The organism is Pontixanthobacter aestiaquae, from assembly GCF_009827455.1.
Lineage (GTDB): Bacteria > Pseudomonadota > Alphaproteobacteria > Sphingomonadales > Sphingomonadaceae > Pontixanthobacter > Pontixanthobacter aestiaquae.
Map to the genome: position 1 here is coordinate 1012955 of NZ_WTYZ01000001.1, position 25828 is coordinate 1038782.

Sequence of the window (25828 nt, forward strand, 5' to 3'; positions counted from 1 at the left end):
CTTGCGACCCTGCCACTTTTGCCCTTAACGTAAACGGCAATTGAGCGGGCTGCACAGCGGTCTGACAATCGAATCGAGAGGAACCGAAATGGCCGATCTGGATATATTCCGTGAAGAAACCCGTAGCTGGCTTGAAGCCAATTGCCCTGAAGAAATGCGTCAACCGGTGCGCGATGAAGAAGACGTCTATTGGGGCGGCCGCAAAGCCACTTTCAAGAATGACGCGCAGAAGGCTTGGTTCGATATTTGCGTAGAAAAAGGCTACACCGTTCCCGCGTGGCCCAAGGAATATGGCGGTGCTGGCCTGAGTGCAGCCGAGGCAAAAGTTTTGCGGCAGGAAATGGCGCGGATCAATGCGCGGCCACCGCTTTCCAGCTTCGGTATCTGGATGCTCGGCCCCGCGCTGCTGCAATTTGGCACGGAAGGGCAGAAGCAGCGCTTCCTCAATGAAATCGCGCGTGGTGAAATCCGCTGGTGCCAAGGCTATTCGGAACCGGGCAGTGGTTCCGACCTCGTGTCGATGCAGACATTCGGCGAAGACAAAGGCGATCATTGGGAAGTCAGCGGCCAGAAAATCTGGACGTCCTATGCTGACCAGGCCGACTGGATCTTCTGCCTTGTCCGGACCGACAAAGCCAATAAATATCAGGGCATCACTTTCATGCTGTTCGATATGGAAAATGAAGGTGTCAGCACCAAGCCGATTCTGCTGATCAGCGGTAACAGCCCGTTCTGTGAGACCTTCTTTGACAATGTGAAAGTGCCAAAGAGCTATGGCGAAGACTGCCCCGGCCAAGTGGGTGAAGTTAACCGCGGTTGGGACGTTGCGAAGTACCTGCTCGGCCACGAGCGCGAGATGATCTCCGGCGCTGGCGGTGGCGGCCTGACTTCTGCAATTGGCGCAGCGATGCAGCGCCACGTGGCCAAAGACGGCGGCGATCTTGATCCGGTACTCCGTTCTGAGCTGGCGATGTTTGATGTCGACGCGCTGGCCTATGCAGCGATGGGCGAAAAATTCCTCGACGAAATGAAAACCGGTCGCGGGCATCCGGCACAGCCCAACATGATGAAATATGTCGGGACGGAGCTGAACAAGCGCCGTCATGAGCTTATGATGTCGGCTGGCGGTTCGCGCAGTCTCGAATGGGACAGCGAGGAAACCAGCGGCGGTAAGCCATCGCGCAATTGGCTGCGCACCAAGGCCAATTCAATCGAGGGCGGCACCAGCGAAGTCATGCTGAATGTCGTTTCCAAGCGTATCCTCGATCTGCCGGGAGCCTGATCCATGCCACTCTATTACGACGAAGATCAGACAATGCTCGCCGATACCGCGGCGCAATTCATGGCCGAAGAAGGCGCGATCAACAAACAGCTGCGCCATTGGCGTGACCGCGATTGCCCCGACGGTTTCGGCCACGCTTTGTGGAAGCAATTCGCGGAAATGGGCTTCACCGGCATTCTTGTCGGCGAAGAAGATGGCGGTATGGGCATGGGCAATGTCGAGGCAGGCATTGTCCTCGAGCAGATCGGCCGCAATCTCACGCCGTCGCCTTTTCTGACGAGCTCGGTCTTGGCAGCAACTGCCTTGAAAGAAGGCAGCGCGGATATGCGTAGCCGCTACATGCCGGGGCTGATTTCGGGCGACTGCGTATTCGCTGTAGCAATCGATGAAGGCGCAAAGCACCGTCCCGAGCGGATTAAAACCAAGGCCGAGAAATCGGGCAACGGCTTCAAACTTTCGGGCCAGAAGAGTTTCGTGATCCAGGGCGCGAGTGCTGACATGATTGTCGTCGCCGCGCGGACATCCGGTAGCGATGCCGACGAAGATGGCATCACCCTGTTCGCAGTCCCGAAAGACGCAGCGGGCATGGAGCATGACTCGGTCCGCTTGGTCGACAGTTCGATGGCAACGCATACCAAATTCGACGGGGTAGAGCTCGATGGCGATGCGGTAATCGGTGAAGTCGATGGCGGCCGCGAGATCCTCAACAAAGTCCTCAATGCGGGCCGTATCGGTTCTGCTGCCGAGGGCTGCGGGGTCGCAGGTGCAGCGATGGATATGACCGTCGACTATCTCAAGCAGCGCAAGCAGTTCGGTAAGCTGATTGGCGAATTCCAAGCGCTCCAGCACCGCGCCGCGCATCTTTACTCCGAAGTCGAGATTGCCCGTGCGGTGACGATCAAGGCTGGACAGCTGCTGGATGGCGGGAGCGAGAAAGCCGATCTGATGGTCTCGGTTGCTAAGGCCAAAGTCGGCCAAACCGCTGGTCTTGCAGTGCGCGAAGGCGTGCAAATGCATGGCGGCATCGGCATGACCGACGAATATGACATCGGCCTCTACATGAAGCGCGACAAGGCTCTGAACGAGTTCCTTGGCGATGCCTATTACCACGCCGACCGCGTTGCGCGGCTCAGCGGTTACTAAGGAATAGCGATATGATGAATTTGAAAGATCTCTTCGGTCTCGAAGGCAAAGTGGCGCTGGTCACCGGCGGTTCGCGTGGCATCGGCAAAATGATTGTCGAAGGCTTGCTGGAAGCGGGCTGCGCGAAAATCTATATCGTCGCGCGCAAGAAAGAGCAGGTCGATGCGACCGCCGAGGAGCTGGGCGACAAGGTTATCGGCCTCACCGGCGATCTTTCGCAGATTGACGGTATCCAAGCGCTGGCCGACGAATTGGCAAGCCGCGAAGACAAACTCGATCTGCTGGTCAACAATGCCGGCGCCGCGTGGGGCCAGCCATTCGACGAGTTTACTGAAGCCGGCTGGGACCGGACGATGGACCTCAACGTCAAAACGCCGTTCTTCCTGACGCAAAAACTGCATGGCCTACTCAAAGCGGCTGGTACGCCCGAGCGCCCGGCCAAAGTGCTGATGATCGCGTCGATCGACGGGATGAAAAGCAACCCATGGCCAACTTATCCCTACCAAGCATCGAAAGCTGGTCTGATCCACCTGACTCGCCGGATGGCCGCAGAGCTGGTGGGCGACAATATCATTGTCAACGGCATTGGCCCCGGCGCTTTCCCGAGCGAAATGAACAAGGCCGCGCGCGATCAGGAAGAAATGGTCAAACGCGGCATCCCGTCGCGCCGCGTGGGCGTGACCGAGGATATGGCGGCAGGAGCAATCTATCTGCTCAGCCGTGCGGGCGATTACGTAGTCGGAACGACAATCCCTATTGATGGCGGCGTGGTAAACGCGAATATCGGTGCAGGAAACTTCGTCGATCCATCGGGCCAATAGGTCCGGACACAGCCAGATGAGGAGGGGCCGCCGGAGCGATCTGGCGGCCCTTTTTGTACACGATAGGGTGACAAAGGTTACACCGTGTAACTTTCACTGAACGCGCAATAATCTATATAAATTAATGGGTTAAGTGTTATTTCCGCAACCGGACGGACGGGGGAGCGGCCCCTTATTTGTCACCGCTTTCACACTGTCAAAGAGCGAAACCTGCATAGCAGCGCGTATCGCTGTAGGAAAATGTCGTGTTCCGCGCATATCGGCTGATCAGCTTTAGAACCAAGCCCTCACTCCGATAACGAACTTCACCCCGTCCGGATCTTCGCCTGCTAGTCGTGCGAGATCGGCGGTTTCACCAATCTTGGCTTCATATTCGATCCCGACATAGGGCGCGAACTCAGGCTGAAGCTCGTATCGCAGCCGCAGACCCGGTTCGATTTTGGTGATGCCCGCGCCAGTGGCCCGCTCCGGAATGTCCTGCGCGGCGAATTCGATCTCGATGCGCGGTTGCAGAATGATTTGCCGCGTTATTTTCTGATCATATTCGCCCTCGATCCGGGCGGTTAGGTCGCCTCTATCGGATAAGAAAAGCGCACCATCGACATGGAACATGTAAGGTGCGAGGCCTTGCACACCTACAACCAGATGCGTTCGGGTATCGGGTGCGGGGTCAAAGCGGACACCCGCTTGCAGATCAAAGAACGGGCCTATGGCGCGGCTGTAAAGCGCCTGTATCTCGGCACCCTCGACTTCGCCGCCAAACTCGCCTTCGCCTTCTGTTTTTATGACGAGGCGATTGATATCACCGCCATACCAGCCCTGCGCATCCCACACATATCCGTTTTCACCGCCGTCAGCCGCGAAACGTGCCTCCAGCCGTTCGATGAGCACCATTCCCGTTTTCATGTCACCGTTTTCGCGGGCGAGTTGCCTGCGCGAGGGAGCCATGGCGTCCGTACCCCAGATGCTGTCGGCGGCGTGGCGGGGGCCTGCCAAGGCCCTGGCAGGAACCGCAGTTTCTGGCGCTGCACCTTGGGCGGTTTTGTCAACGGCACCAGCGGGTTGCGCGCCATGCCCCATAGCCGCATGATCCATAGGCGGCGCTGCTTTCTCGCCGGATCCTGAATGCCCCATTGCGGCGTGATCCGCATCCGCAGGAGGTTTCCCTTCGGTCTTTGGAGGGCATTGATCGGCGGGCATATGACCCATCGCACAGTGATCGACTTCGGGCGCGGTTTGTTTGCCATGCGCGCTATGATCCTGAGCGGCAAGCGGAGCGGCAGCGACAGTTGCGGCGGCGAGAATCCAAAACCGGATCATGCGCCGGCACCTTCGGGAAATGGGCGAACAGTGACCACCTGCATCATGCCTGCATGCATGTGATAAAGCAGATGGCAGTGAAACGCCCAGTCGCCCGGCTCGTTTGCCGTCAGGTCGAATGTCGCGGTGCTGCCCGGTTGCACCACCATCGTATGTTTGAGCGGCTGATGCATATGATCCGCGCCATTGACCATCTCGAAGAAATGGCCGTGCAAATGGATCGGGTGCGACATCATCGTCTGGTTGACCAGCTTTACCCGAACACGCTCGTCATAACCGAAGCGAATTGGGTTGTCGGTCACGGCAGAGAATTTTTTGCCGTCGAAGCTCCACATATAGCGTTCCATATTGCCGGTCAGATGGATCTCCATCTCGCGGTCAACCTCACGGTGCGGATTCATACGCTTGGCCTTGAGATCGGTGTAGCGCAGGACGCGGTGATCGACTGTATCAAGGCCAAGACCGGGAAACCCCATCCTATCCATCGGCATCGGCGCGACCATATCGAGACCAGGGCCGACTGTGACATCGTCTGGCAGTTTGGACGCGTCGCGCATGGAATGGTCCATGCCGCCCTCCATTGATCCCATATCGTGCCCCATGGCAGCATGGTCCATCATACCCATATCGGTCATGGTCAGAGTAGGAATTTTGCGTAGTGGGGGCGGGGTCGCAATATGGCCTTTGTGCGACGTCAGGCTGGCAACGCCCATGCCGCTGCGATCCATCGCCTCGGCGACTAGCGCATGGCTCCCGTCAGGCGGAGTAACAATCACGTCGTAAGTTTCCGCAACCCCGATCTGGAACTCGTCAATTTCGACCTCGTCCACATCCTGTCCGTCGGTCTGGATCACCGTCATCGGCACACCGGGAATGCGCACATTGAAGAACGTCATCGCGCTGCCATTGATAATGCGCAGGCGGACACGCTCGCCGGGTTTGAACTCCAATTCCAGATTGTCAGCGGGACCGTGCCCGTTGATCAGGAAAGTGTAAGTGCTGCCCGTAACGTCGGAAATGTCGCGCGGGTTCATTCGCATCTGGCCCCACATGCGCCGCATCTCGCCGGACATCTCACCCTCATTGGCGGTTTGCATCTGCCGTTGGAAATAATGCTCGCCGACTTTCAGCTTCCGCATGATCGCGTGCGGATGCATCGGTGTGAACTCGGATAGCAGCACGACATAGTCGCGGTCATAGCGCGGGTCGGGTTCGGCGCTTTCAATTATGATCGGGCCGTAATGCCCGGCCTGTTCTTGCAAGCCGGAATGCGAATGCCACCAATAGGTGCCGTTCTGCCGGATCGGAAATTCATAGGTGAACCGCTGACCCGGCTTGATGCCGGGAAAGCTGACACCGGGAACGCCATCGAACTGGAACGGCAATAGCAGCCCATGCCAGTGGATCGAACTGTCCTCTTCCAGATTGTTGGTAACATGCAGCCGGACATCCTGCCCTTCTTTCAGGCGAATCAGTGGTCCCGGCACAGTGCCGTTGACGGCGAAGGCATGGCCCGAACGGCCACCTGTAGAAAAATGGTGATCACCGATGGAAAGTTCGATGTCTTCGCCGGAATACTCTCCAAAGCCCCTCTTCGCGTGCGTGAGAGAGCGCCCTTTAGCCCAGCCCGGCATTGGAAGCGATGTCACAGCAGCAAGTGCTGCGGTACTGGTAATCAGGCGTCTTCGCGTAATTTCGGGCATGAATTCTCATCGCTGTTGTTGATCTGTTGCAGGCTCCTATATATACCCCCCTAGGGTATTGCAATGGGATTGAGTTCATGAGTGACAACAGCAACGCAAAGGTCAATCGGCTGAACCGGATTGCTGGCCAAGTCCGGGGCGTCGCGCAGATGGTAGAAGACGATCGCTACTGCATCGACATCCTGCACCAGATGCAGGCGATCAAATCCGCTCTGGCAAAAGTCGAAACCCAGGTTCTCAAGGATCACGCGGCCTGCTGTGTGGCCGAAGCAATCGCCAGCGGAGACGAAGGCGAGCAGCGGCAGAAGTTTGAAGAGCTAGTCGATTTGCTGGAGCGGACACGGAAGTGATCTCGCCGCAACGCCGTCGTGAACGTGCGCCAACCTACCCCATCAATTCCCGCACAAACGGGATCAGCCCGGTCTGGCGCGTCCGCTTCCTGCGCTCTGCGTGCAAAATCTCGCGCACTTTTACGAAGCATTCGTCCACATCGTCATTGATCACGACATAATCATATTCAGCCCAGTGGCTGATCTCGCCTCTGGCGCGGTCCATGCGGTCGTCAATCACCGCGGCGCTGTCTTGCGCGCGGCTTTCGAGGCGGCGGCGCAGTTCGGGTAGGCTGGGGGGGAGCAGGAACACGCTGACCACGTCTTGCTGGTCTTTCTGATACAGCTGCTGCGTGCCTTGCCAGTCGATGTCGAACATGAAGTCTTGCCCTTCCTTCAACCCCTTGCGGATATAGCCTTTGGGCGTGCCGTAGCGGTGGTTGAAGACATGGGCCCACTCGTAGAAATCATCCTTCTCGATCATCGCATCGAATGTGGCATCGTCGACGAAGTGGTAGTCTATGCCGTCCATCTCGCCGGGGCGGGGCGGGCGCGTTGTGGCCGAGACGGAGAGCTTGATCTCCTCATCCGCTGTCAGCAGCATTTGTGACATGGTTGTTTTTCCTGCGCCCGATGGAGAGGAAAGGATAAACAGCATTCCGCGGCGCTCGAGGTCAGGGGAGAGACTGGTGCGTTCGGGAGTGTTCTGATTGGCCATGCCTGCTCATGGAGCAGAGGCGGTTAAAGAATCAAGAGTGCCGCGCAGTGGACGCCCAAAAATTAGCCTCAGTTCAGCTATCTTCAGCTTTCTTGAGCAATTTGCGGTCCGCTTCGCGTCTGGCCTTGCGCCGTTTGCCGCCGCGATCGAACAGCGCCTTGGCGAGCATGCCGCCGGTAATCAGCGCAGCCCCGGGTACGGATTTTGTCGCAACTTTTGCACCGACAAGTGCAGCGGCTTTGTATTTGAGGCCGCGTTTCTGGATGATCGCATCAGCGTCTTCTATGCCATACCGGCCTTTGAGCATCCGCTTCTGGACAAAATCGCTGATCAAATAGGAACCCGCCTTGACCGCGACGCCGGCCATCAAAAGATTCGCCGTAGGCACATTGCTTGGCCCCGGCACTTTCGCCTCCGGATTTTCCGGTTCCAATTCTGGACTATCTGCGGATTTGTCGGCGATGGTGAGTGTCCTTGCGGTCTTGTACTCCGCCGGAGAGGCGCAGCGTGGTTAGCTTTTCTTGCCGAAATCGACAGTTACGACGTTGGAGCCGTCTTCGGTATTAACGACCGGCGCGCCAGCCTGTTCCGAACTGTCATTTTCGGCAACGTCGTGCGGCTCAGGCGCCATATCGGCGATGGTTGCCTGGAATTGCAGGCCGAAATCGACCGCCGGATCGACGAATGCGGTGATTGCCGAGTACGGAATGTCGAGTTTCGATGGCACCGCATTGAAGCTGAGGCCGACCGAAAAACCTTCTTTGTCGACTGCCAGATCCCAGAATTTATTCTGCAGCACGATGGTCATTTCATCGGGGAACCGCTCGCGCAGGGCCTTGGGTATATCGACGCCCTCTGCACCCGTTTTGAACGTGATGTAGAAATGGTGATTGCCGGGCAGCTCGCTGCCATTATCGACAATCTGCCCCAAAACGCGGCCGACAACCGCGCGCAGGGCCTCCTGCACGATGTCGTCATAAGGGATCAGGCTATCGGGCGTCTCGTCAGTCATATCGGTGTGTTAGGTGGCGGCGAGAATGCGCGCGGTCAAGCGCGAAAGCTTGCGTCGCCCCCAACCAAATGTATAGCGCGCCCTATGCGCACTGGCAGAATTGAACGAAACACCACCGAAACCACAATTCTTGTCGAGGTTAATCTCGACGGGACGGGCACTTATAACGTGTCGACCGGGATCGGATTTCTGGACCATATGGTCGAACAATTCAGCCGTCATTCGCTGATCGACGTTACGATGAAAGTTGATGGCGATTTGCATGTCGACCAGCACCACACAACCGAAGACAGCGCGCTGGCGCTGGGTCAAGCCTTGGTCGAGGCGATGGGCGATAAGGCGGGCATTGGCCGTTATGGCACCGCCTATTCGCCGATGGACGAGACTTTGGCACGGGTATCGCTCGATATTTCGGGCCGTCCCTATCTGGTGTGGAAAGCCGGGTTCAGTCAGGAAAAGCTGGGCGAATGGGATACTGAACTGATCGAACACTGGTTCCATTCGGTTTCGCAGACGGCGGGCATCACGCTGCATGTCGAGCTGCTTTACGGCACCAACAACCACCATATTTGCGAGGCGATCTATAAAGGTTTCGCCCGCGCAATGCGTACTGGCGTAGAGCTCGATCCGCGTAAAGGTGACGCGATCCCGAGCACCAAGGGGCAGCTCGGTGGTTAGTCACAACCACTCGGCTGCAGGGCAGCCGCAAGGCCGACCGGCCGCCCGCAGCGCAAGCGAGGATTTCGCAAGCCCGGATGGGTGTGCGGAAAACAAAAATGCCTGAGGTCATTGCGCTGATCGATTACGGCGCGGGCAATCTCCATTCGGTTCACAACGCTCTGAAAGCCGTCGGGTCAGAGGGGGTCGCGATCACTGCCGACCCCGATGTCGTGCGCGCGGCGGACCGCATTGTTCTGCCGGGTGTGGGTTCATTCAAGGCGTGTGCAGAGGGGCTTTCCTCCATCGACGGATTAATCGAAGCCATGACCGAGCGCGTGCAGGTCGGCGGCGCGCCGTTTTTGGGCATTTGTGTGGGGATGCAATTGCTCGCCACACAGGGGCTGGAGCATGGCGTCACGCCGGGACTCGGCTGGGTAGCCGGCGAAGTTCGCGCAATTGAAGTGACCGATCCTGCCATCAAAGTGCCGCATATGGGGTGGAACGATGTTGCTCTGTCCACGCATGCGCCGGAAGGTCATTTGATCGAGGATGGCGAAGCCTATTTCCTCCATTCCTATCATTTTGCGGTCGATGAACCGTCGCATATTGCCGCGATGACCGACCATGGTGGCGGCTTGGTTGCTGCGGTCGCGCGCGATACAATTGTCGGTGTGCAATTTCACCCTGAGAAAAGTCAGGCCTATGGTCTTGGCTTATTGTCCCGTTTTCTGGAGTGGGCTCCATGATAGTTTTCCCCGCAATCGACCTGAAACAGGGCCAAGTCGTGCGCCTCGCCGAGGGCGATATGGATCGCGCAACAATCTATGGCGATGATCCGGCGGCACAAGCAATACTGTTTGCCGAGGCGGGCGCGGAGCACTTGCATGTGGTCGATCTCGATGGGTCATTTGCTGGCAGCGCGCAGAACCGTGAGGCGGTTGAAGCGATTGTCGAAGCGTTCCCGGGCTATGTGCAGCTTGGCGGCGGTATTCGCACTCGCGCCGATGTTGAGGGCTGGTTCGATGCGGGCGTGGCGCGGATTGTCATTGGCACGGCTGCGCTGAAAGACCCTGAATTCGTCAAGGAAATGGCGCGCGAATTTGAAGGCGGTATTGTCGTCGCCGTCGATGCGCGCGACGGAATGGTCGCAACCGATGGTTGGGCCGAAGTGTCCGATGTGCGGATCGAAGACATGGCGCGCCGGTTCGAGGATGCGGGCGTTGCCAGCCTGCTGTTCACCGATATCGGCCGCGACGGAATGCTGAAAGGCTGCAATATCGATGCGACGGTCGAATTGGCGCAGCGCACCGATCTGCCGGTAATCGCCAGCGGCGGAGTGAAGGGTCTCGACGATATTCACATCCTGTCGATGCAGGCGCATCTTGGGATTGAAGGCGTGATCACCGGGCGCGCGCTGTATGATGGGCGGTTGGATTTGGCCGCAGCAATAGCAATGGGCGCGCGGGTGTGAGTAGTGCCGCTCTAATCCTCCCCGATCCGGGGAGGGGGACCATCCGTAGGATGGTGGAGGGGCACCCTCTGCCGTTGACGAACTGCCGAGCGTGCCCCTCCACCCCGACGCTGACGCGTCGCGGTCCCCCTCCCCAAATTGGGGAGGAATTATGACCGTCCGTATCCGCGTTATCCCCTGTCTTGACGTTGCCGATGGGCGCGTGGTCAAAGGCGTCAATTTCGTCGATCTGCGCGATGCGGGGGATCCGGTCGAGCAGGCGCAGGCCTATGATGCGGCAGGTGCTGACGAGCTGTGTTTTCTCGATATATCTGCCACGCATGAAGGGCGCGGAACGCTGCTCGATGTGGTCAAACGCACGGCGGAAGTGTGTTTTATGCCGCTAACTGTCGGCGGCGGGGTTGCCTCGGTCGAAGACGCGCGTGCGCTGCTATTGGCGGGCGCGGATAAGGTCGCGATCAATAGCGCAGCGGTGAAACGGCCCGAAGTCGTCTCGGAAATCGCTGCGCGCTTCGGCAGCCAATGCGTCGTCGCCTCGGTCGATGCGCGCAAGACGGCGGCCGGAAAATGGGAAATCTTCACCCATGGCGGGCGTAAGCCGACCGGCATTGACGCTCTGGACCACGCCAAACGGCTCGCACAGCTGGGAGCAGGTGAGTTGCTCGTCACCTCTATGGATGGCGATGGGACCAAAGCCGGCTACGATCTGGAGCTGACGCGGACCATCGCAGATTCTGTAGGAATCCCCGTAATCGCTAGCGGCGGCGTCGGAAATCTTGATCATTTGGTCGAAGGTGTAACGCAGGGCCACGCCAGCGCAGTCCTTGCGGCATCGATTTTCCATTTCGGCGAACACACAATTGCCGAGGCACATCAAGCCCTTCGCGCTGCCGGACTGCCAGCGAGGGCTTAGTTCCCCGGGTTGTTAAGACTTTCCCGAAACGCAGTACCATAACGGGACTGTGGATTTAGCAGGGTTGAGGAATCGCCGGAATTCGGGCTTTCCATTTCTCGTGTTGAAGTCTCCTTTCACCATCTTGCTCGCTGTGGTGGCGAGCCCCGCTTATGCCTCAGGCGGCACGCAGGTACCCGAGCCTAGCAATCTGGCCCTTTTCGGCCTTGGTCTGACCGGACTGATTGTAGGCCGCCTGATGGCTAAGCGACGTAAGAACAATCCTCCAGACTGATTGACCCGCAAAGTGCGACGCGCCATTGAGAGCGCATGCACACACTTACCCGCCTTGAGCACATTATTTCGCAGCGCAAAGTTGCCGATCCTGACTCCAGCTACGTCGCCAAACTGAATTCGCTTGGCTTGCCGATCATGGCGCGCAAATTGGGCGAAGAGGCCGTCGAAGCGGTTGTCGCCGCTCTATCCGACGGCAAGGATGACCTGGTCGAAGAAGCGGCAGATCTGGTGTTTCACCTGATGGTGCTGCTTTCCGCCAAGGATATTCCACTATCTGATGTCATGGCCGAACTGGACCGCCGCGAGGGCGTCTCCGGTCTCGATGAAAAAGCCAGCAGAGGTTCTTGATGCCAATCGACGCTACACTGCCTTACGACGATCAAAATATCTTCGCGAAGATCCTGCGCGGGGAAATCCCCTCGACCAAGCTGTATGAGGATGAATGGGCCTACGCTTTCCCTGACATCAATCCACAGGCCGAATTACATGTGCTGGTAATCCCCAAAGGGGCGTATGTGAGTTGGGACGATTTTTCGGCGAAGGCTTCCGATGAAGAAATCGCCGGCTTTATCCGCGCCGTCGGGAAAGTCGCGCGTGAGCACAATCTGGTCGAGCCGGGCTACCGCTTGCTCGCCAATATCGGCGCGCATGGCGGGCAGGAAGTTCCGCATTTGCATGTGCATTTGTTTGGCGGGCAGTTTCTCGGGCCAATGATCGCGCGCTAAATTCCTTCTTCTCTCAAGAAGAGGGGCGTATTTCATCGCATGAGAAACGCTTTTGGTCGGTTTCGCTTGCCGCAGGAATCAGCGCTGCGCTAAAGGCGCTGGCAGCGATGACAACTCAACCCCATCCACAGCCTACTCCTCCGGGTGGGACCTTCGACGGCCCGCTGCACCTGTATGCGGTGCGTGTCTATTACGAGGATACCGACCTCTCGGGCATCGTCTATCACGCCAATTATCTGCGCTGGTTCGAACGCGCCCGCTCGGACGTGCTGCGAATGCTGGAGATCGATCAGCGCGCGGCAATCGAAGCGGGCGTGGGTGCCTATGCAGTTGCCGATTTGCAGCTCAAATATGTCCGTCCGGCCAAGCTGGATGACGATGTTGTGATCCATACCCGCTGCACACAATTGAAAGCCGCCAGCGTCATCATGCACCAGCGAGCCATTCGCGGTTCAGAATTGCTGTGCGAGGCGACGTTCCGCGTCGGCTTTGTCGCACCAGATGGCCGCCCGCGTCGTCAACCCGAAGCATGGCGTGACGCTTTTGCGCCGATCATTTCTCAGGCCCCGACTGCCTCCAAAGAAAGCTCTTCATGACCGCTCTTTCGATCCTGACTGCCGCCGTTGAAGCGCCCACGCGTCTCAATCCGCTAGAATTGTTTATGGATGCCGACATTGTCGTTCAGGCGGTGATGCTGGGCCTCATCCTCGCTTCGATTTGGGTGTGGATGATTATCATCAGCTTCAGCCTGCGTCTGGCGGGCGTGAAAAAGCGCTGCGCGGATTTTGAAGGCGAGTTCTGGCAGGCGGATGATTTCGATGCATTGGTGAAAGAGCGGTCGAAAAAGAATATTCCGTCAGCGCGCGTTGCAGCGGCTGGCATGTCCGAATGGCGGCGCTCGATGAAGGTCACTGGCGGCAAGTCAGACCGCGACGGAATACGGCAAAGGCTGGCTGGTGCAATGGAAAGCCAAGTTGCGCAGGAAGCCGATACGCTCGCAGACCGGCTTAACTTTCTTGCTACTACGGGTTCGGTCGCGCCTTTTGTGGGTCTGTTCGGCACTGTGTGGGGCATCATGAACAGCTTCTTCCAGATCGGTGTGCAGGAAAACAGCTCGCTCGCCGTAGTCGCGCCCGGCATTTCCGAAGCTCTTTTTGCGACCGCTATCGGCCTGTTCGCAGCCATTCCCGCGGTGATCGCCTATAACCGGTTCAGTCACGGCGTAAATTCGCTGGAGGCGAAGATGCAGCGTTTTGCCGACCGTTTCCACGCCAGCCTCAGCCGCGAGTTGGAGCGCCAATAGTGGCAATGGGTATCGCCTCGTCCGGCCGAAGCGGAGGGCGCCGCAGGGGGCGCCGTGCACCGATGGCGGAAATCAATGTCACGCCGTTTGTCGACGTGATGCTGGTGCTGCTGATTATCTTTATGGTCACTGCGCCGCTACTGACATCGGGCGTGCCGGTGCAGTTGCCTGATAGCCGCGCCAATGCTCTGCCGACCGAGCAGGACCCGATCACACTCTCGATAGGTGCGACGGGCATCATTTATCTCGATAATGATCCGCTTGAGGCGGGCGAGCTTCCAAGCCGTCTCGCCAATATACGGCCCAATCCGGATGGTTCGCTGCCGCAAATCACTCTGCGCGGTGACAGGGTGATCGATTATGGCCGCGTGATGGCAGTTATGGGCGAGCTTAATCGCGCAGGCTTCAACTCAATCGCGCTGGTAACCAATGGCAGCGCAGCAGCGCCTGCCGCGATTGATGCGCCGGGCGCCAGCAGTTCAGACATCATCGGTTCAGATGGGGAGCAATAGCTCTAACGACTTATGGCAACCGCACGGTTCAGACATGAAGAGATTATCGGCCTCGGCGTCGCAGCTCTTCTGCATGTGGGCTTGTTCGGCGTGCTAATTCTCCAGCCTGATGAGGGTGGAACCCCCTACGTGCCGGAGCGCGTGACAGTGAGCCTGGCAGAAGATGTCGGTCTGGAGCAGGTTGCGCCGGAGATTGTGACCGAAAGCCGCGCTGCGATCGCGCCGACCCTGTCAGATCAACCCGTCCCGCCCGAAATGCAGCCGGATGATCCCACACCCCGCACCGACGCGCCGAGTGAAAACAGCACGCGCGAGCAAACGCCGAAGCAACAGACTCGCAACCAAACGCGCAGCAACACGCCAAAGCCCAAGAACACTCCCAAGCCTAAGCAGACCGAGAGCGGCGGCAGCCGGCTCGGTGATAACTTCCTTGGCGGCGCGGGCAATAGCGCGGACACTGCGGACACGCGCCCGCCAGCATCGCAGATCGGCAGGCAAGCCAAAGCATCCTTGCTCAATTCCATTGCGCGGCAGCTACGCCCCTATTGGGATGCGCCCGATGGCACCGATGCGGAAAAGCTCTCAACCATGGTCAATTGGCGCTTGAATGAAGATGGCAGCTTGGCCGGAGCACCCGAATGTGAAGCAACCCAAGGCGTGACAGCGTCCAACCGCACGCAGGCGAGTACCCATTGCCGATACGCAATTCGTGCAATTCGCCGTGCTGCACCCTTCAACTTGCCTGATCGCTATTACAACGCGTGGAAATCTGTGCGTAAATTCAAGTTCAGCGGAGCCCTGTAATGAAATTACTGCGCGTACTCGCATTTCTGATTGTTTTTCCGGCCCCTGCAATGGCGCAGGATCTGGGTGATCCGGTTGATCTGCCCGAGGCGGTTGAGACCGAGTTCGAGGAAGAAGGCCTGGTCGGAGGCGAAGTCGTTGACGAGCTGGCGATGCAGGACCTCAGCATCGCGATCGCCCGCTTCGCAACAGATCGCGATGTTGAAACACCTGCCAATTCCAATGGCACAGCGGCGCTCGGCAATGAATTGTCGCGCATTGTTTTTAACAATCTGAAGAATAACGGGCTGTTCAAGCCCGCTGGCCCCGATGCTCTGCCAAAGCCGACATACGGCCAGATCACTGCGCCCAATTGGCCGAGCTGGGAAAATCGCGGTGCGGATATGCTGGTTCATGGCTATGTGCGCGCGCGGCCCGATGGCCGGTTGACCGTCGGTTGTTATCTCTATGACGTGACCATTCAGGACGAGTTGGCGCGGGCAGGCTGGGTTGTCCCGCCACGCGATTGGCGGCGCGCGGCGCATAAATGTGCCGATCTGGTCTATTCGACACTGACTGGCGAAAGCCCGTTCCTCGATAGCCGGATCGCTTATATTGCTGAGACCGGGCCGAAGGACAACCGGACCAAGCGTCTGGCGATTATGGACAGCGATGGTGCGAACCACCGCTTTATCACCACAGGCCGCTCGACGGCGCTGACACCGCGTTACTCGCCCGATTACCGCAAGCTGCTCTATCTCAGTTATGTGGACGGCAATCCGCGGATTTACATTTACGACATCGGCACAGGCCGCCAGACTTTGGTGACGCAGAGCACCAACCCGACCTTTGCCCCGCGCTGGTCGCCCGATGGAAAATGGATCCTCTATTCGATGGCGGTGTCGGGCAATACCGATATCTACCGCGTATCTGCCGATGGCGGGCCGAGCATTCGCCTGACCAATACGCCCGGTATCGATATTGGCGGCTCTTATTCCCCCGACGGCAGCAGAATTGTGTTCGAGAGCGACCGCTCGGGCAGCCAGCAAATCTATGTGATGGATTCCGACGGATCAGACCAAAAGCGTCTCAGCTTCTTTGGCGGGCGTGCGGCGACACCCGAATGGAGTCCGCGCGGTGACCAGATCGCGTTCACCCACATCGCGGGCAATTTCCGCATTGCGGTGATGAGCCCTAGCGGTGGCAAGCTGACTCATTTGACCAACAGTTGGCAGGACGAGGCACCGACTTGGGCGCCCAATGGCCGGATCATCCAGTTTTTCCGCACAGCGCGCAATTCTGGAACAACCGCTTTGTGGCAGGTTGATTTAACCGGCCGAAATGAAAGGAAGTTGCCAACTCCGGTGGATGCATCGGACCCGGCATGGGGACCTATTCTCCCCTAAACGCATTGTAATTGGGTAAGCTGGGCCAGACACCAGCGTAAGGAGACGCATGATGAATACACGTTTCGCAACTCTCGTTCTGCTCACCAGCGCTGTGGCCATCGCCGGGTGTAAGCCGAAGGCTCCGGAAATTCTCCCGCCCGATCCGGGGGCGACCACCACGCAGGCGGATACGGCCACCACGGCAACGCGTCCGCTTGGTCCACAAGTCGGCTCGCAAGAACATTTCGTAAATGCCGTGAATGGTCAGAATATTATTTTCTTCGACACGGACCGCTACAATATCGACAGTGCCGATATTCCCGCTCTGCAAAGCCAAGCTCAATATCTGATGCAGAATCCTGGCGTGAATGTGACCGTCGAAGGTCACTGCGACGAGCGGGGCACGCGCGATTACAACCTCGCACTGGGAGAGCGTCGTGCCAATGCGGCGAAGAACTATCTTGTCAGTCTCGGCGTGCCGGCAAATCGCATTCGCACTGTGAGCTATGGCAAGGAACGTCCGGCTGCGCTTGGCTCTAACGAGAACGCATGGTCGCAGAACCGCCGTGCGGTGACTGTCGTCATCAGCTAGTCGGCTTCACGGCACGTTTCTGGTTAACTGAGGGGCGGCTCTGCTAAGCAGGCCGCCTCTTCGTTTGTCCGTTACCTGGTGATTCCAGCGACCGAGAATGGCACCGAGTGAGCGCTCGAGCTTGAGACCGGGGCGCGCAGTTCACCAGCAATGCCCACCATGGCGAGCAATACCAGCGCCAGCGCCGATGCGTGTGCAGAAATAAAAAGTTGCTTGCTCATAGTTTCAATTCGTTCTGTCGATAGGGCTGCCATAACCCGCAAAGTATGAAGGCTTTGTTGCGGTACAACATTTTTAATCGCAACTTAGTTCCCGCCCTTCCAAAAATAAGCAATCGTCGTTAGATAGACCGCCATGCCAACCGGACAAATGACTTCACACCCAGCAAATGGGGCGCACCGCCATGGCGGGTAAGCGCCGCAAAGACAGCTGGGGTTTCCCCAATTGGGGCGGCTATGAAAAATCGCAGGATGCCGTCGCGCAGAAGGAATGCGACCGGCATGGCTGCGAGGAGGCAGGCCTGTGTCCCGCGCCCAAGACGCCCAACAGTCCGGAGCGCTGGTATTTCTGCCAGAAACACGCCGCCGAATATAATCGTGGCTGGGACTATTTCGAGGGCCTGGACAAGGAAGAGGCCGCCGAACGCAAGCGCACCGAACAGCGCGACGCCGACGCCTACACCGAGGCATCGCATTATGGTTGGGCAGGCGGCACCGGGGATGGCGGCAGGACCGCCGACGAAATGCTCGCCCTGGAAGCGCTTGAACTTGAAGCGGACGCCGATTTCGCAGCAATCAAAAAGAGCTTCCGGATCAAGGCCAAAGCCGTTCATCCCGACGTGAAGCCGGGCGACGAAGAAGCGGCCAAACAGTTCCAGAAAATCCAGGTCGCCTACGAAGTGCTGAAGCAGGCCGAAGATCGTCGCGCTTGGATGGGATCCGCTTAACGCCATTGATCGCCCGCTGTATTACATTGGTAGAACACTCTATGTTCTGTCTGTCCTGTATTGGCAGATGGGCAGGATAGGAGATTGAGATGCACAATGTTTTGATCAAACAGGCCTGGCTTGCACCGTGCGCGATGACGCTGCTCGTAGTGTTTTCGCTATTCGTACCCGGCCATGACCCTGTCAGTCAGCATATGAGCGAACTGGTCTTCGGTCCTGCATGGGCGGCGTGGGTCGACACCGCATTAACCGTGGTAGCCGGGATAAGCGTTTGCCTGTTTGCGGTCGGAGCCGCATATTCGAGGGCTTGGTTTACCGCGCTCAATGCATTTGCTTTTGGCGCTGCAATGATTTCAAGCGGGATAGTTCCAACCGGGTCCCCGCTCCATGGCCTCTACGGATTGGCGCTGTTCTCAGTGCTCGTGCCCGCGAGTTTCGCTGCCGAGGCTCTTGCACCGCAGAACAAATCCGGCCTCGTTCTCTATTCCCTCGCAACCAGCACCTTTGGCCTTATATATATGTGGGCCCTTTTGATCGGACTCGATCCCGAAGGCTTGAGCGGACTCACGCAGCGTATTGCTACGCTCGTTGCCTTTATCTGGTTTGGTGTGATCGCGGTGCGTTGGCCGAAAATCGTCCGAGGCAATCTCTAACGATCAACCGCAGCAATCGGATTGTCATTCCACCACGGGACGTCGGTCCATGGCCGGATATCGATCTCGTGCGTCCAGCAGTTTTTCGGTTGGCTGTGCAAATGCCAATAGGTTTCTGCGAGCGCGGCCGGATCGATCACTCCATTATCGCCCTTGCTGGCCTTATAGGCTTCGAATTTATCACCGAGCAGTCGGCCCAGCGTGTCGGGAGCATCGACCGATCCGTCGACGACGATATGCGCGATATGGATGCCTTGTGATGCGAATTCTGCATTGAGCGTCTGGCACAACATCCGGCGTCCGCCCATCGCCGCAGCGTGGCTATGCTGGCCGGTATTGCCGCGCACCGCCGCTGTCGCGCTGGTGACGAGGATCGTTCCAAAACCGCGCTCGACCATATGCGGGGTCAGCGCAGAAGCGAGGCGGAACAGCCCCAATGTGCCCAGTCTCCAGCCCAGTTCGAAGGCCTTGCGAGGTGTATTGGCAAGCGTCCGGTTCCCGATCTGTGCGCCAAGGTTGTACAGCGCGCATTCTATCGGGCCGATATCGCGCTCAACCTGCTCGATGAGGTCTTCGATCGAACCGTCTTCAGCGGCATCGAGCAAGCGTCCGCTCGCTTCACCGCCGACGTCACTGATTTGATCGACGAGTTTCTGCAGGCCCTCCTCATCGGACCGGCGCGCCGGCACTACGTGATAGCCGCCCTCGGCAAAGCGTTTCGCAACATGGCCGCCGATTCCCGCGCCTGCTCCGATCACGAGAAATACGGGTTTGCGGTCTGCCATATGTGTGCCCCTCTGTGCTATTTCAGCCGCGCGGCGATAGCCTCCGCCATGCGTGCGCCCAAATCCGGACCCTGCACGGGATAGAGGAAGGGTTCAATCACCTCAGCTTCCATGACCATCAACCCGCCACCATCCGCACGGAGCATATCGATCCGCGCATAGAGCGGCGTATCGCCGGGCAACGAAGACAGCACGGACAAAGCAGCCGCGATGTCGCTATCTGACGGCGTGATCTGCGTTTCCTGACCGCCATAGAGCGACTGGATGCGGTATTCGCCTGTGGCAGCAGTTTTCAGGATGGCATGAGAAAATGCCCCATCGATAAAGATGAAGGACAGCTCGCCCTCTTCCTGGATGGCGGGAAGGAAGGGCTGGATCATCGCCCCTCCTCCCATGCGCCAATCTCTGGCGGGCATATGATCTCGAGAAAAGGAGTGCTGGCCTTCCGCCCCGCCGCTGACGCGCAGCTTTGCGACCACCCTATCGCACTCGAAATGGTCGAAGGCACCAGCGATATCCGCGTATCCGGGATTATCGGACCACACAGTAGGAATGGTAAGCGCACCGTTTTCGGCGAGTTCTTTCAGATATATCTTATCGATGTTCCACCGAACCAGCTCGGGCGCATTGCAAACCATAACGCCGCTGGCCGCGATCGCTTCAATTTTGGCGAGGAAGCTATCTGCATGGTCCTGATAATCCCACACAGTGCCTAGCAGCACCAGATCGAACCGGACACAATCTTCGAGTGGAGAATGCCAGTCGATCTCGGTCAGCGAGCCGCCGCGCTCCTCAAGCGCAGGGCGCAGCGCTGCCACTTGAAGATCATGTTCATATGCGTCGCCCCGACGCTTCGCGCCGGTCGCAGCGCTTGCCGGTGGCATGGTGCCGGGGCAGGCGAGAAAGCCGATTTTCATAGTCGCCTGCCCTTAAACACCAATTGTGTCTCTTACACTTGAGCCAATGCCTGATCGAAGTCGGCGATCAGATCGTCCGGGTCTTCTATACCGATAGAAATACGCACCAGATTGTCGGTTATGCCGAGCTGCGCTTTACGCTCGTCGGGAACGGACAAGTGAGTCATGGCTGCCGGCAGGCTGGCGAGCGTTTCGGTCCCGCCGAGGCTTACCGCGAGTTTTGCAATCTTCATGCTGTCGAGGAAACGGAATGCCTCGGCCTCACCGCCTTTGACGAACAGCGAGAAGGTGCTGCCTGCGCCGCTATAGAGACGGTTGAAGATATCTTTCTGGCGTTCGTCTTCGATAAAGCCGAGATAGCCGACTTTCTCTACCTTGGGATGATCGCGCAGAAAGGCGCAAACCTTCTCCGCATTTTCGCCCGCGCGCTGCATCCGCAGTTCCACCGTCTCGAGCGAGCGCAGCAGCATCCATGCTGTGTTGGGATCGGCAATCCCGCCCATCGTGTTGCGCAGCGCGCGAACCGGGTCCATCCACTTTTTCGCGCCGGCAATGCTGCCCGCCACCAGATCCGAATGCCCGCCGACATATTTGGTCAGCGAGTAGATCACCACATCGGCGCCATGATCAAGCGGACGTGACCACAGCGGGCCAAGGAAAGTATTGTCGATAGTGATCGGTGTTTCGTCCGCATCCAGAATTGCGTCGCGGGAATCGCGTACCGCCTCGACATCGACCAGAGCATTGGTCGGGTTGGCGGGGCTTTCGAGATAGACCATCGCGACTTTACCGCCTTGCTCGGCAGCCTGTGCTTTGGCTTTGGTCAGAATGGCATCAATTTCCTCGCGGGTCGCGCCTGCGGGGAAATCGACATAGGTAACACCGTATTTGCTCATGACTTTGGCAACGAAACCTTCAGTCGCAGCATAGAGCGGTCCAGAGTGGACGATGACATCCCCAGCATTGCAATAGGCCAGCATCATCACGGTGATCGCGGTCATGCCGCTGGAGAATGACAGAGCGTCTTCCGCGCCGTCCCAGATACTCAACCGGTCTTCGAGGATTTCCTGATTGGGTCCGTTGAAGCGCGAATAGACAAGGCCCTCGGCGCCGCCCGGACGCTTGCCGGTAATGCCTTCGAAGTGGCGTTTGCCCGCAGCCGAATTTTCAAACGCGAAGGTCGATGTCAGAAAGATCGGTGCTTTCAGCGAACCTTCGGACAGAGCTGGATCATAACCATGCCCCATCATCAGTGTGCTGGGCTTCATCTCGCGCCCGCCAATGGTTTTGGCTTCGGGCTTGGGATTGCGGCGCGGGGTTGGGGTGTCGACGGCGTCGGTTGCATCACTCATGGGATGGCTCTTCCTAATCATATGCTCCCAGGAAGGCAGGAGCCAGAAAGGTCATCGGGCTCCCCGTTCCTAACCTCCGCAGGAACGCATCTCCCGAACAACCTCTTACGGAAAATCCGGTATCATTTGTAACTAAGCTGTTCAAGCAAAGAGCGCGGCAACGGTCCACACCAGTCCGACGATCAGGAATATCCCTACGATATCAAGGATGATTCCGGCCCCGACCATACGCGGTAATCTGATCCGCCCGGTTGACCAGGCGATTGCATTGGGGCCGGTTCCGGCAGGCAGCATAAAACCCCAACTTGCAGCGAGCGCGGCGGGCATGGCGAGTAAGACCGGATCGACGCCCATCGCCACCGTGAGGCTAGCGACTACCGGGATAATTGCGCTGGCGGTTGCGACATTGCTGGCGAATTCCGTGATCAGCACAACCATTGCAACCAGCGCAAGTGCGACAAGGACCAATGGCACGGTAGTGAGCGGCAGCAAGGCGTTGCCTAACCACTCGGCGAGCCCCGATGCGCCCATTCCAGCGGCAAGTGCCAAGCCTCCGCCGAACATCATGATAACACCCCATGGTGCGCGGTCGGCCTCTTGCCATGTCAGCAACGGGCGACCCGTTCCGTCGGGAAGGATAAACAGCGCGATGCCCGCGGCGATGGCAATCGTTCCGTCGGTCAGCGCTCCGGCAGGCAGCATGGGTTTGAGCCACGGCCCCGACATCCACAGCAGGAATGTGATTGCGATGATGGGTAGCAGTCGGCGCTCGGGCGCGCTCCATTTCACATTGGTAGCAATAGCTTCGCGCGCGGCCTCAACATCGAAGTGATAGGCAGACACTTTCTGCACCCGCGCGATAATCATGGCGGCAATCGGCACGCCGACAATGACGATGGGTATGCCGAACGCAGCCCATTCCGCGAAGCCGATCTGCACCCCGATCATGCTGTCGAGCAATGCGACAGCGATGCCGTTTGTCGGCGAGCCGACGATGGTCCCCAGACCGCCAATTGAGGCCGCAAAAGCGATCCCCATTGGCAGGGCACCGGCCAAACCGCTACGGTCCTCATCTGCCAAACCTCCGCCGGCCAGAACCGCCAGCGCCATCGGCATCATGATCAGCGCGGTTGAGGTATTGGATATGAGCATCGACAGCACCGCAGCGCTGACCATGAAGGCAAGCAGCAGCTTTTCTGCATTGGCCAGCATAAGTCCCGCGATGATCGCTATCGCCAGCACCATCACCAGTAAGCTGATCGGCGCATTGAAGATCAGCATCGACAGCAAAGATGTGCTGATAATGATCGCCAGCAACCAGCGCGATGTGCGGGCAGGCAAAGCCTGGCCTCCGCCGACAGTGCTCAAAATCGCCAGCGACAATCGCCGGTGTAACCCGGTCCGCTCGATAGCGAGCGCGATAAACGCACCGCCCAAGATAAGAAACAGAATCGGCGCGTAATAGGCGCTGGCGGTTTCCCTAGCTGTGAGAACGCCTGCAAAGGGAAGCACCAGAAATGGTAGCAATGCTGTGGCCGTCAACGGGATCGCTTCGGTCATCCACCATGCGGCCATCCACACGACAAGGCCCGCGACCAGCCATGCCTGCTGCGGCATTCCGGCAGGCGCTGGAACAATCAGTGTCAGCGCAAAGGCCATAAGGCCAAAAACGAACCCGATATGTCGTGCTGTCATTCGCTTCCCCTGACTGGGTGGAGCGATACCGCGACATGTTCCTGATGGGAATAGGTGTCAAACCATTCGGAGAGCTCGGTCCAGATCGTCAAGAATATCGCTGATCGTCTCCAGACCGACAGAAAGGCGTATCAGTCCATCGGGTATTCCGTGTTCAACGCGTTCCTCTGGCTCATAGGTGCTGTGTGTCATGCTCGCGGGGTGCTGGATCAGAGTTTCGGCATCGCCCAGGCTCACTGCGCAGTGGATCATCTGCAAACTGTCGATCAGTTTTTTGCCTGCTTGCAGACCACCGGTCATTTCAAACGCAATCATTCCTCCGAAATCGTCCATCTGCCGTTTGGCTAGCATATGTTGCGGAAAATCTTGCAATCCGGGATAGTAGACGTCCGCGATCTGGTCCTGCTGCTTCAGGAACGCGGCCACCGCTGCCGCATTGCTGCAATGGCGCTGCATTCGTAAATCGAGGGTTTTCAGTCCCCGCAAAACGAGCATCGCGGTAAACGGGGACATGACCGCACCGGTCATGTCCTTCAGGCCGTAAAGGCGAATTTGCTCGATTAGTTCCGTTCGGCCCGCCACTATCCCTGCCACTAGATCGCCATGACCGCCGAGATATTTGGTTGCTGAATGGATCACCAGATCCGCCCCGAGCGAAACCGGCCGTGTGAGAAAAGGCGTCGCGTATGTGTTATCGACGATCACCTTGGCACCATGGACATGGGCCAATTTCGATACGCTCGCGATATCGACGAGCCGCATATTAGGATTCGCGGGCGTCTCGAAATAAACGACCTTGGTGCTATCATTGACGCTTTCGATCAGGCGATCGCTGTTGGTCATATCGACCGTCCTGACTTTTATACCGAAGCGCGACAACCCATGCCTGAGAAATGCGAAGGTGCACCCATACAGCGTGCGATCAACCAATATTTCGTCGCCCGGTTTCAACAGGCTCCACAATGTCGCGGTGATCGCGCCCATACCCGACGCGGTGGCTAGTGCAGCTTCGGTGCCCTCGAGCGCCGACATTCTGCGTTCGAGCAGATCAAGCGTGGGATTGGAAATGCGCGAATAAAAATGCCCATCGACTTCTCCGGCAAAGCGCGCGCCCATTTCGTCGGCGGTTGGTGCGGTGAATGTGGAGGTCAGATGTAGCGGCGGGCACAGGGCCCCTTGCTCGCTTTCTGGGTCGTACCCCGAATGTATAGCGCGTGTGGCGAAACCGGACGTGTGCATTATGGCAGAACCTTTCATTTTTCTGCCACAGCCAATATCGCTAATCGAGCGCTATGTGCTGCCAAATTTAGCTTCATAAATATCAATTATTGGCATAATATACCAATATGCTCGAAAAACTTGACCGGATCGACTACGCAATTATCGGCGCTCTGCAAAAGAACGGCAGGTTGACCAATCTGGAGCTTGCCGAAGCGGTCGGCCTTTCGCCCTCGCCATGCTTGCGGCGGATGCGCAAACTGGAACTTGCCAATATTATCACTGGCTACAGCGCGCAGGTCGACGGCGAGCGTTACGGTTTGCCGATAACAGTTTTTATGGAAATCCGCCTGCAATCGCACACCCACGATATCGTGATGGGTTTTGAAAAGGCGGTCACGGCGCTGGACAATGTGCTCGATTGCTATGTCGTTTCGGGTGCGACCGACTACCTGCTTCGTGTAGTGCTGGCCGACCTCAATCATTACGATCGGTTCCTGCGCCGTGAAATACAGGTGATTCCTGGAATTGCCTCTATCGATTCGAATTTTGCGATCGACAAGATCAAGCACACGACCGTGTATCCCCGACCCGACTGAGCCGGGCCGGAAGATGACATAGACAATCGACTGTGAGGATCGCCTTACTTCGGGGACAGCACCATCAGCATTTGCCGGCCTTCCAGGCGCGGGAATGCCTCTATCTTGGCGACTTCGGCTGTGTCATCCTGCACGCGCTTAAGCAGATCCATGCCCAAATTCTGGTGCGCCATTTCGCGTCCACGGAAGCGCAAAGTGACTTTTACTTTGTCGCCATTATCGATGAATTTGAAGACATTGCGCATCTTCACGTCATAATCATGCGTGTCGATATTAGGGCGCATTTTGACTTCTTTGATGTCCTGCGTTTTCTGGCTTTTGCGCGCGAGATTGGCTTTTTTCTGCGCTTCAAAACGGTATTTGCCGACATCGAGGAACTTGCACACCGGCGGGTCCGCGTTGGGGCTGACCTCAACGAGATTCAGGCCGACTTCTGCCGCCTGCTCGATCGCTTCTTTGGTGTACATAACGCCAAGGTTCTCGCCTTGGTCGTCGATTACGCGAACTTTGTCGCTCTGAATGAAATTATCGTAGCGCGGGCCGCTCTTGGTAGGCGGGGTGTTCATGCGCCGAGGTGGACGGGCTATGGGGTATTCTCCTGATTGACCATGTGTTGTGGGCGTTACTTAGGAGGGAATCTGTCGGAGCGCTAGGGGGTGAAAGAGTCTTTTGTTTTAGTCCCCCAGTCGCCGGTCGCGAGCCATCCGGCTCG

The 25828-nt window shown here is 57.9% G+C and carries 32 protein-coding genes; 20 read left to right on the forward strand and 12 right to left on the reverse strand.

Going from position 1 to position 25828, the window contains the following annotated elements:
* Positions 1–88: 88 nt before the first annotated feature.
* The 3 genes from GRI35_RS04750 to GRI35_RS04760 are packed head-to-tail and all read left to right on the forward strand — an operon-like array spanning position 89 to position 3246.
* Positions 89–1282 (forward strand): acyl-CoA dehydrogenase family protein, encoded by a 1194-nt coding sequence (locus tag GRI35_RS04750; protein ID WP_160614759.1) that lies wholly within the window; start codon positions 89–91, stop codon positions 1280–1282.
* 3 nt (positions 1283–1285) lie between these two features.
* Positions 1286–2425, forward strand: a complete 1140-nt coding sequence (locus GRI35_RS04755) for an acyl-CoA dehydrogenase family protein (protein ID WP_160613105.1) — start codon at positions 1286–1288, stop codon at positions 2423–2425.
* A gap of 14 nt (positions 2426–2439) precedes the next feature.
* Positions 2440–3246 carry an SDR family NAD(P)-dependent oxidoreductase gene (locus GRI35_RS04760; protein WP_160614760.1) on the forward strand — a complete coding sequence of 269 codons (807 nt, stop codon included), beginning with the start codon at positions 2440–2442 and terminating at the stop codon, positions 3244–3246.
* A 273-nt stretch (positions 3247–3519) separates the two neighbouring features.
* Here GRI35_RS04760 and GRI35_RS04765 read toward each other — a convergent pair whose 3' ends face one another.
* Entirely contained in the window at positions 3520–4566 is a 1047-nt protein-coding gene (locus GRI35_RS04765; RefSeq protein ID WP_160613106.1) for a copper resistance protein B, read from the reverse strand.
* Positions 4563–6269: a copper resistance system multicopper oxidase gene (locus GRI35_RS04770; RefSeq protein WP_160613107.1), complete on the reverse strand. Its 1707-nt coding sequence runs from the start codon at positions 6267–6269 to the stop codon at positions 4563–4565. The genes GRI35_RS04765 and GRI35_RS04770 overlap by 4 nt, the downstream gene beginning before the upstream one ends.
* Before the next feature lie 77 nt (positions 6270–6346).
* Here GRI35_RS04770 and GRI35_RS04775 point away from each other — a divergent pair, with 77 nt between their 5' ends.
* Positions 6347–6619 (forward strand): metal-sensitive transcriptional regulator, encoded by a 273-nt coding sequence (locus GRI35_RS04775; RefSeq protein WP_160613108.1) that lies wholly within the window; start codon positions 6347–6349, stop codon positions 6617–6619.
* A gap of 34 nt (positions 6620–6653) precedes the next feature.
* On the opposite strand, the gene gmk is transcribed toward GRI35_RS04775, so the two are convergent.
* The 3 genes from gmk to GRI35_RS04790 form a co-directional block, all read right to left on the reverse strand.
* Positions 6654–7316: a guanylate kinase gene (gene gmk / locus GRI35_RS04780; RefSeq protein ID WP_160613109.1), complete on the reverse strand. Its 663-nt coding sequence runs from the start codon at positions 7314–7316 to the stop codon at positions 6654–6656.
* 73 nt (positions 7317–7389) lie between these two features.
* On the reverse strand, positions 7390–7683 hold the full coding sequence (locus GRI35_RS04785) for a hypothetical protein (protein WP_160613110.1): 294 nt from the start codon (positions 7681–7683) through the stop codon (positions 7390–7392).
* A gap of 144 nt (positions 7684–7827) precedes the next feature.
* Positions 7828–8328 carry an SspB family protein gene (locus tag GRI35_RS04790; RefSeq protein ID WP_160613111.1) on the reverse strand — a complete coding sequence of 167 codons (501 nt, stop codon included), beginning with the start codon at positions 8326–8328 and terminating at the stop codon, positions 7828–7830.
* An 84-nt stretch (positions 8329–8412) separates the two neighbouring features.
* On the opposite strand from GRI35_RS04790, the gene hisB reads away from it, so the two are divergent.
* The 13 genes from hisB (at position 8413) to pal (ending at position 16951) form a co-directional block, all read left to right on the forward strand.
* Entirely contained in the window at positions 8413–9006 is a 594-nt protein-coding gene (gene hisB / locus GRI35_RS04795) for an imidazoleglycerol-phosphate dehydratase HisB (protein WP_160613112.1), read from the forward strand.
* A 98-nt stretch (positions 9007–9104) separates the two neighbouring features.
* Complete coding sequence (hisH, locus tag GRI35_RS04800) at positions 9105–9734, forward strand: imidazole glycerol phosphate synthase subunit HisH (protein WP_160613113.1); 630 nt, start codon at positions 9105–9107, stop codon at positions 9732–9734.
* On the forward strand, positions 9731–10459 hold the full coding sequence (gene hisA, locus GRI35_RS04805) for a 1-(5-phosphoribosyl)-5-[(5-phosphoribosylamino)methylideneamino]imidazole-4-carboxamide isomerase (protein WP_160613114.1): 729 nt from the start codon (positions 9731–9733) through the stop codon (positions 10457–10459). Before hisH ends, hisA begins: the two co-directional genes overlap by 4 nt.
* 151 nt (positions 10460–10610) lie before the next feature.
* A complete protein-coding gene (hisF, locus tag GRI35_RS04810) occupies positions 10611–11372 on the forward strand; it encodes an imidazole glycerol phosphate synthase subunit HisF (RefSeq protein WP_160613115.1) in 762 nt (253 codons plus the stop codon).
* Positions 11373–11472: 100 nt separating this feature from the next.
* Positions 11473–11646 (forward strand): PEP-CTERM sorting domain-containing protein, encoded by a 174-nt coding sequence (locus tag GRI35_RS04815; protein WP_160613116.1) that lies wholly within the window; start codon positions 11473–11475, stop codon positions 11644–11646.
* Positions 11647–11681: 35 nt separating this feature from the next.
* Entirely contained in the window at positions 11682–11996 is a 315-nt protein-coding gene (locus GRI35_RS04820) for a phosphoribosyl-ATP diphosphatase (RefSeq protein WP_160613117.1), read from the forward strand.
* Positions 11996–12373 (forward strand): histidine triad nucleotide-binding protein, encoded by a 378-nt coding sequence (locus GRI35_RS04825; protein ID WP_160613118.1) that lies wholly within the window; start codon positions 11996–11998, stop codon positions 12371–12373. Before GRI35_RS04820 ends, GRI35_RS04825 begins: the two co-directional genes overlap by 1 nt.
* 107 nt (positions 12374–12480) lie before the next feature.
* The gene (locus GRI35_RS04830; protein WP_160613119.1) at positions 12481–12969 is read left to right on the forward strand and encodes a YbgC/FadM family acyl-CoA thioesterase; all 489 of its coding nucleotides are present in this window, start codon (positions 12481–12483) and stop codon (positions 12967–12969) included.
* The gene (tolQ, locus tag GRI35_RS04835) at positions 12966–13676 is read left to right on the forward strand and encodes a protein TolQ (RefSeq protein WP_160613120.1); all 711 of its coding nucleotides are present in this window, start codon (positions 12966–12968) and stop codon (positions 13674–13676) included. The genes GRI35_RS04830 and tolQ overlap by 4 nt, the downstream gene beginning before the upstream one ends.
* Complete coding sequence (locus GRI35_RS04840; RefSeq protein WP_160613121.1) at positions 13676–14188, forward strand: ExbD/TolR family protein; 513 nt, start codon at positions 13676–13678, stop codon at positions 14186–14188. The genes tolQ and GRI35_RS04840 overlap by 1 nt, the downstream gene beginning before the upstream one ends.
* A 12-nt stretch (positions 14189–14200) precedes the next feature.
* The gene (locus GRI35_RS04845; protein WP_160613122.1) at positions 14201–14992 is read left to right on the forward strand and encodes an energy transducer TonB; all 792 of its coding nucleotides are present in this window, start codon (positions 14201–14203) and stop codon (positions 14990–14992) included.
* On the forward strand, positions 14992–16377 hold the full coding sequence (gene tolB / locus GRI35_RS04850) for a Tol-Pal system beta propeller repeat protein TolB (protein WP_160613123.1): 1386 nt from the start codon (positions 14992–14994) through the stop codon (positions 16375–16377). The genes GRI35_RS04845 and tolB overlap by 1 nt, the downstream gene beginning before the upstream one ends.
* A gap of 52 nt (positions 16378–16429) precedes the next feature.
* The gene (gene pal / locus GRI35_RS04855) at positions 16430–16951 is read left to right on the forward strand and encodes a peptidoglycan-associated lipoprotein Pal (RefSeq protein WP_407985151.1); all 522 of its coding nucleotides are present in this window, start codon (positions 16430–16432) and stop codon (positions 16949–16951) included.
* A 71-nt stretch (positions 16952–17022) separates the two neighbouring features.
* Here the strand turns inward: pal and GRI35_RS04860 are convergent, their stop codons facing one another.
* Complete coding sequence (locus tag GRI35_RS04860; protein WP_160613125.1) at positions 17023–17172, reverse strand: hypothetical protein; 150 nt, start codon at positions 17170–17172, stop codon at positions 17023–17025.
* 182 nt (positions 17173–17354) lie between these two features.
* Here GRI35_RS04860 and GRI35_RS04865 point away from each other — a divergent pair, with 182 nt between their 5' ends.
* Together GRI35_RS04865 and GRI35_RS04870 are read left to right on the forward strand one after the other, a co-directional pair.
* Complete coding sequence (locus GRI35_RS04865) at positions 17355–17897, forward strand: J domain-containing protein (RefSeq protein WP_160614761.1); 543 nt, start codon at positions 17355–17357, stop codon at positions 17895–17897.
* 134 nt (positions 17898–18031) lie between these two features.
* Positions 18032–18550 (forward strand): DUF998 domain-containing protein, encoded by a 519-nt coding sequence (locus GRI35_RS04870; protein ID WP_160613126.1) that lies wholly within the window; start codon positions 18032–18034, stop codon positions 18548–18550.
* On the opposite strand, the gene GRI35_RS04875 is transcribed toward GRI35_RS04870, so the two are convergent.
* The 5 genes from GRI35_RS04875 to GRI35_RS04895 form a co-directional block, all read right to left on the reverse strand.
* The gene (locus tag GRI35_RS04875) at positions 18547–19335 is read right to left on the reverse strand and encodes an SDR family NAD(P)-dependent oxidoreductase (RefSeq protein ID WP_160613127.1); all 789 of its coding nucleotides are present in this window, start codon (positions 19333–19335) and stop codon (positions 18547–18549) included. The two genes, GRI35_RS04870 and GRI35_RS04875, sit on opposite strands and share 4 nt — an antisense overlap.
* A gap of 17 nt (positions 19336–19352) precedes the next feature.
* A complete protein-coding gene (locus GRI35_RS04880; RefSeq protein ID WP_160613128.1) occupies positions 19353–20252 on the reverse strand; it encodes an ATP-grasp domain-containing protein in 900 nt (299 codons plus the stop codon).
* Between the two features lie 32 nt (positions 20253–20284).
* On the reverse strand, positions 20285–21604 hold the full coding sequence (locus GRI35_RS04885) for a cystathionine gamma-synthase family protein (RefSeq protein WP_160613129.1): 1320 nt from the start codon (positions 21602–21604) through the stop codon (positions 20285–20287).
* A 141-nt stretch (positions 21605–21745) separates the two neighbouring features.
* A complete protein-coding gene (locus GRI35_RS04890; protein ID WP_160613130.1) occupies positions 21746–23299 on the reverse strand; it encodes an SLC13 family permease in 1554 nt (517 codons plus the stop codon).
* A gap of 57 nt (positions 23300–23356) precedes the next feature.
* Positions 23357–24538, reverse strand: coding sequence for a methionine gamma-lyase (locus tag GRI35_RS04895; RefSeq protein ID WP_202390511.1), 1182 nt, complete (start codon positions 24536–24538; stop codon positions 23357–23359).
* Between the two features lie 107 nt (positions 24539–24645).
* Between GRI35_RS04895 and GRI35_RS04900 the strand changes: the two genes are divergently transcribed.
* Positions 24646–25116, forward strand: a complete 471-nt coding sequence (locus GRI35_RS04900; protein WP_160613131.1) for an Lrp/AsnC family transcriptional regulator — start codon at positions 24646–24648, stop codon at positions 25114–25116.
* Positions 25117–25160: 44 nt separating this feature from the next.
* Here the strand turns inward: GRI35_RS04900 and infC are convergent, their stop codons facing one another.
* Positions 25161–25682 (reverse strand): translation initiation factor IF-3, encoded by a 522-nt coding sequence (gene infC / locus GRI35_RS04905; protein ID WP_160613132.1) that lies wholly within the window; start codon positions 25680–25682, stop codon positions 25161–25163.
* Positions 25683–25828: the final 146 nt, after the last annotated feature.